This is a genomic window from Pseudomonas sp. SDO5532_S415 (assembly GCF_054071155.1).
Genome location: NZ_JBSVWS010000267.1, coordinates 1 through 4,928, shown reverse-complemented (window position 1 = coordinate 4,928; position 4,928 = coordinate 1). Strand labels below are relative to the sequence as shown.

Here is a 4,928-nt window from a genome sequence, read left to right as displayed (position 1 = left end):
GCGTGTCAGTCACCGCAAATTTTGAATGTGAGGCCGCCTTCGCGAGCAGGCTCGCTCCCACAGGGTGATGGGTGGTGGGCATTGAGAGGGCGGTGCGCTTGAGCAACTCTGGAAGCTCGCGCAACGCACTCAAGTCATCACTGCGCTGCTGCAACTGCGCCAACCGCACCAATGCCTCGCGCCGATAGCGATCGCGCCGCCATTGCCAATACCGCCGGGCGGCGATGATCAGCGCCGTCAGCCCCAGCAAACCGAGCAGCACCCACCAACCCCAGGTCTGCGGCGCATAGCTGACCGGCGCAGGAAGCGCGATTTCCTTGAGTTGCTCGATGCTCGGGACATTCGGATTCATCGCCGCGCCCCGGTCAGCTTGCCCAGTTCGGCGCGCAGTTGCTCATGGGCCTCGGTCGCCGTGCTGAACATCATCAACGGCACCTGGCTGCGCCGCAGCAAGGTGGCAACGTCCTTGAGCCGCCCACTGAGAAAATCGCCCAAGGGCTGGTGCACCTGACGACGCTCCACTGCCAGTTCCACCTGCAACTGGCCCTGGGTGATCAACAGCCGGCCATTTTTCGGCAGGTTCAGCGCCAACGGATCGTAGACCTGCATGGCGATCACGTCGTTGTGTGCCGCCAGCTGGCGCATCAGCTGCAAGGTGCGCTCACCGGCACCGGCAAAGTCGCTGACGATACAGATCAAGTGATCGTGCCCCGCCAATGCCAGACATTGCTGCAACACCTTGTCGAGCTGGTCTTCGCCTTCGGCGTCCGGGTTGGCGGCGTTCAGTTCCCGGTTCTGCTGGACGATGCGGCTGCACAGCGCTTCGATCCGTGTACGGCTGCGCAGCGGCGCGACACTGTCGATGCGCCGGTCGTTGAACACCAGTCCGCCGACCCGGTCACCTGCGTTGAACACCATCCACGCCGCCAAGGCCCCGAGCTCGGCGGCGACGGCGGATTTGAAGCTGCGTTGCGAGCCGAAGAACATGCTCATGCGCTGGTCCACGAGGATCAACGCCGGGCGGTCACGCTCTTCGGTGAAGGTGCGCACCACCGGTTTGCCGGTGCGCAGCGAGGCGCGCCAGTCGAGGTGGCGCAAATCATCGCCGGGCTGATAGCGACGCAATTCATCGAAATTCAAGCCACGGCCACGCAGGCGTGAGGCATGGTTGCCGGCCAGAATGCTGCCCCGGGGCTGACGCGCGAGAAAACTCAGGTCACGGGCCTTGAACTCCAGGGTCATCAACTGCGCCAGGGAGACATAGACCAGACCATCGGCATTCACGCAGGAATCGCCACTTTGTCGAGCAGGCGGTCGAGCACCTGATCGGCAGACACACCGTCGGCCACCGCGTCGTAGCTCAGGTGCAGGCGATGGCGCAGCACCGGGTGCACCACAGCGCGTACGTTGTCCGGCGAGACGAAGTCCTGACCCTGCAACCACGCATCGGCGCGGGCGCAACGGTCAAGGCCGATACCACCGCGCGGGCTGGCGCCGATGGCGATCCAGCGCGCCAAGTCGGCGTCGTAGTCGGCCGGGCGACGCGTGGCATTGATCAGATCGATCAGGTAGCGATCGATGGCCGCCGACACATGCACCGCGCTGACTTCGCGGCGCGCGGCGAAGATCACGTCCTGGGCCAGTGCGAAGCCCTGCATCGCAGCGGTCCTGGCACCGAGGGCCTGCTCTTCTTCGCGTAACAGGCGCAGCACCTGGCTTTCGTTGTCGGCGCTTGGGTAATCGAGCAGCACCTTCATCAGGAAACGGTCCATCTGCGCTTCAGGCAGCGGGTAAGTGCCTTCCTGTTCGATCGGGTTCTGGGTGGCAACCACGATGAACAGATCCGGCAGCACATGGCTGTTGCCGGCCACGGTGATCTGGCGTTCTTCCATGGCTTCGAGCAACGCGGCCTGGACCTTGGCCGGCGCGCGGTTGATTTCGTCCGCCAGGATCAGGTTGCCGAACAGTGGCCCGGGCTGAAACCGTATCTCGTTCTTGCCGTCGACCTGATGCAGCACCTCGGCGCCGGTGATGTCAGACGGCAACAAATCAGGTGTGAACTGGATGCGACTCATCTTCGCGTCCAGATGCCTGGCCAGCGCCTTGACCGTACGGGTCTTGGCCAATCCCGGCAGGCTCTCGAGCAGCAAATGCCCGTTAGCCAACAGGCCAAGCAGGATTTGCCGGATCACCTGATCCTGGCCAAGCACGGCTTCGGCGATGCTGGCTTGCAGGGCGTTGAGGTCATTGAGTGCGGTCATGCTGCCTCCCGGAAAAGCGCCAACGTCAGATCGACGCTATAGCTGTTGCCCTCAGGCCTGGCCATGGCTGACTCCGCTTATTGGTTCATTGGTTTATGGGGGGTCAAAAGCGGCATCTTCCATTGACCGCTGGCGACTTCCGGTTCAGGCAGGTACAGGCGCAGCACGCCATAAAACGGCCCGTTCGGCGCCGGCAACCAGTTGCTTTGCAGATCCTTGGCCGGTGCCTTGTTCTGTACGAATAGCGTCAGGCCGCCATCGGCGTCGAGCTTGAGGTCGGGCAGCATGCGCGAGTTGATCAGGTAGCGGTTGAGCGGGTTGTCTACCAGCAATTTGTTCTTCGCGTTGTACAGGGTCAGCGACCAGAACGCTTCGGCCGGGGGCAGGGCGCCTTTGGCGAAATGCAGGGTGTAGTCGTGCCTGGAGGCGTCGACCGGCTGATCATTCCTGTCGACGAAGTAACCAATGTAATTGGCTTCCTCGGCAGAGTTGCCGAAGATGCCCAGGTTGGCGCCTGCGTAGCGGTACAGGTAATTGCCCTTGAGGTGATTGCGGGTGCCAAAGAAATCGCCGCTGCTGACCTCATGGGTATCGATTCTGGTTTTCTTGAAGGCGGCGAATTCCGCCTTGGCGTCGCTGATGCCGTCTTCCAGGGCTTTGCGTTGATCGGCGCTCAGTTTGGTCAGATTGAACGGCTTGCCGGCTTCGATGCCGATGGTCTTGAAACGCGCGAGCAGCGTTTTTTCCACGCTCTGGGCCGGTGCAAAGGCCAGCATGAAATTCAGGTAGCGAAACAGATCCGGCGTGTCGCTCATGGTCGGCGTGGGTTTCGGCCAGTCGATTTTCGCGGCGGCGCGCGGTGCCTTGTGCCGGGTGTACCGGCTCAGGGATTGAACCTTGTAGCCCTTCTGGATCTGCTTGACCTTGGCCAGGTCCTCTTCATCGAACAACTGCGTGCGATACAGCGCGTAGGCGATGTTGGTTTCGCTGCGCAGCAGACGGTCGATGTTCTGCGGTTGCTTACCTTTCCAGTCGGGTCCTGCAATCATGAACTGGCCGCCCTTGTTGCCGGTACTGCGGGTCCCCAGGTAAGCGAAATTCTGCGTGTAGGCGTCGATCAATTGCACCGAGTAGTAACGTTGCTCTTCAACGGGCGGCAAAGTGAGTACCAGAGGCTCGGTGCGCAGGTCCATCCAGACGAAGGAGTAGGGCGTGTCGGCATTGGGCGTGACGAACGCGGTGTCCTGGGCGGTGAAGGCCTTGGCGGTGTTGCCGATCCGGTTAAACGGCGCCTTGTAGTTCGAACTCTTCTTGTCCACGGCCTGGCTGTAGAGCGTCTTGTACATTTCCACCACCGGAAAACCGTACAGATAGGCTTCCCTGGCGATGCCCCGGGCTTGTTCCGGGGTGGCGGTGAAGTCGGCACCCACGCCACAACTGACAAACATCGTCATCAGGCCGAAACCGGCTGTGCGAATTGCAATGTGCATGGCAGTGCCTCACTTTCCAAACGTGGCGTTGAGCCCGACGAACAGGGTGAACTGCGGCACGCCATCGCCTTTGCGCTCGACGGTCCACTGCGGTTCGATAAAGGCGTTGAGGATATTGGGCCCGTCTTTCCAGACTTTTCCGCCACCCAAACCGAGTGGGATGTAGTGGGTGTCGTTCTTTAGATCGAAGGTCCAGATACCGGTGGAGCGCAGGTACCAGCCGTGGTCCAGGTTGTGAATGACGAAAGGTTGCAGCGTCGCCGTTTCAACATGTTCGCGGTCGTGGTCGCCGGCAAATGAACTCTGGTATTGCACCAGCGCGCCCAGCAGGCCGCGAGGTGACGCGTCGATGGCCACGGCGGCGAACCCGGCCTGCCATTTGCCGGTGCCGAGTTCATCCTGATCAGCAAAGGGGGCGGTGATCATCGGCCCGATACCCAACTGCACCCCCTCGGTTTTCAGCAGAAAGATATCGAACAGGTTGAGGTCGCCTTCACCGGTGCTGTAGCCGCCGTTCGGATCAGGATGGGTGCTGATCGGCGCCGTACCGCGCAACAACTGGGGCACGCCGATGAAATCGTTCGGTGCAATCGGCAACGTGCCGCGTACCAGCAGGTCGTTGGTGTGGATGTTGGAGCCGTAGTACCTCGGTGTGTAGTAGTCCTGCAGGTTCATCCCCGGCTCGAGGTTGAGCGGGTTGTTGCTCCTGTTGGCGGTCTCGGCGTTGTCGGCGTGGGCACAAATAAGAGGTGCGAACGAAGTCGCCACAAGAAAAATGTGTATTCCCATTTTGTTCAACATGATTCCCCCGGTTCCCTGGTGGCTCATTGGGAAGACCCGGCACTTGGCGGCCGTTATTGCGTAATCTCTTTGCTATCAAGGCTGTAGGACGTGTCTCTTGAAGCTAGCAGCTAAATGAGGGTTAGCCAGTCGGAGGGGGTGATTCTTTGGTTTTGAGCGCAGGTTTTCCGGTGCTTTTTGTGTACTGAAAAGTTAATACGAACCAAGGAATTGGAAAACAAAAAAGCCCGTCATCGGTATAAACGCGATGGCGGGCTTGCCGTTTTTTTTTGTGGCGAGGGAGCTTGCTCCCGCTCGGCTGCGCAGCAGTCGTATCCCCCACCTGCCAGGTACCCCCAATACCCCCCCCGCGCTTTTTTTTGGGCCACCTCCCCAC

5 protein-coding genes are annotated in these 4,928 nt (G+C 60.8%); all 5 read right to left on the bottom strand.

The genetic code is table 11. From position 1 onward, the window contains the following. Positions 1-352: DUF4381 domain-containing protein (locus tag ACW9HW_RS28740; protein WP_457402690.1), on the bottom strand; the 352-nt coding region annotated here is incomplete at its 3' end. After that, positions 349-1,284: a DUF58 domain-containing protein gene (locus ACW9HW_RS28735; protein WP_095194099.1), complete on the bottom strand. Its 936-nt coding sequence runs from the start codon at positions 1,282-1,284 to the stop codon at positions 349-351. The genes ACW9HW_RS28735 and ACW9HW_RS28740, both read right to left, overlap by 4 nt. Continuing rightward, positions 1,281-2,261: an AAA family ATPase gene (locus ACW9HW_RS28730; RefSeq protein ID WP_457402688.1), complete on the bottom strand. Its 981-nt coding sequence runs from the start codon at positions 2,259-2,261 to the stop codon at positions 1,281-1,283. Before ACW9HW_RS28730 ends, ACW9HW_RS28735 begins: the two co-directional genes overlap by 4 nt. A 77-nt stretch (positions 2,262-2,338) precedes the next feature. Then, positions 2,339-3,751: a DUF1254 domain-containing protein gene (locus ACW9HW_RS28725; protein WP_095194101.1), complete on the bottom strand. Its 1,413-nt coding sequence runs from the start codon at positions 3,749-3,751 to the stop codon at positions 2,339-2,341. A gap of 9 nt (positions 3,752-3,760) precedes the next feature. Further along, the gene (locus ACW9HW_RS28720) at positions 3,761-4,552 is read right to left on the bottom strand and encodes a hypothetical protein (RefSeq protein WP_095194102.1); all 792 of its coding nucleotides are present in this window, start codon (positions 4,550-4,552) and stop codon (positions 3,761-3,763) included. Between the last annotated feature and the right edge of the window lie 376 nt (positions 4,553-4,928).

Bases quoted from the DNA above. Each gene is read 5' to 3' on its own strand.
- ACW9HW_RS28720 (WP_095194102.1), bottom strand. From the start codon at position 4,552: ATGTTGAACAAAATGGGAATACACATTTTTCTTGTGGCGACTTCGTTC.
- ACW9HW_RS28725 (WP_095194101.1), bottom strand. From the start codon at position 3,751: ATGCACATTGCAATTCGCACAGCCGGTTTCGGCCTGATGACGATGTTT.
- ACW9HW_RS28730 (WP_457402688.1), bottom strand. From the start codon at position 2,261: ATGACCGCACTCAATGACCTCAACGCCCTGCAAGCCAGCATCGCCGAA.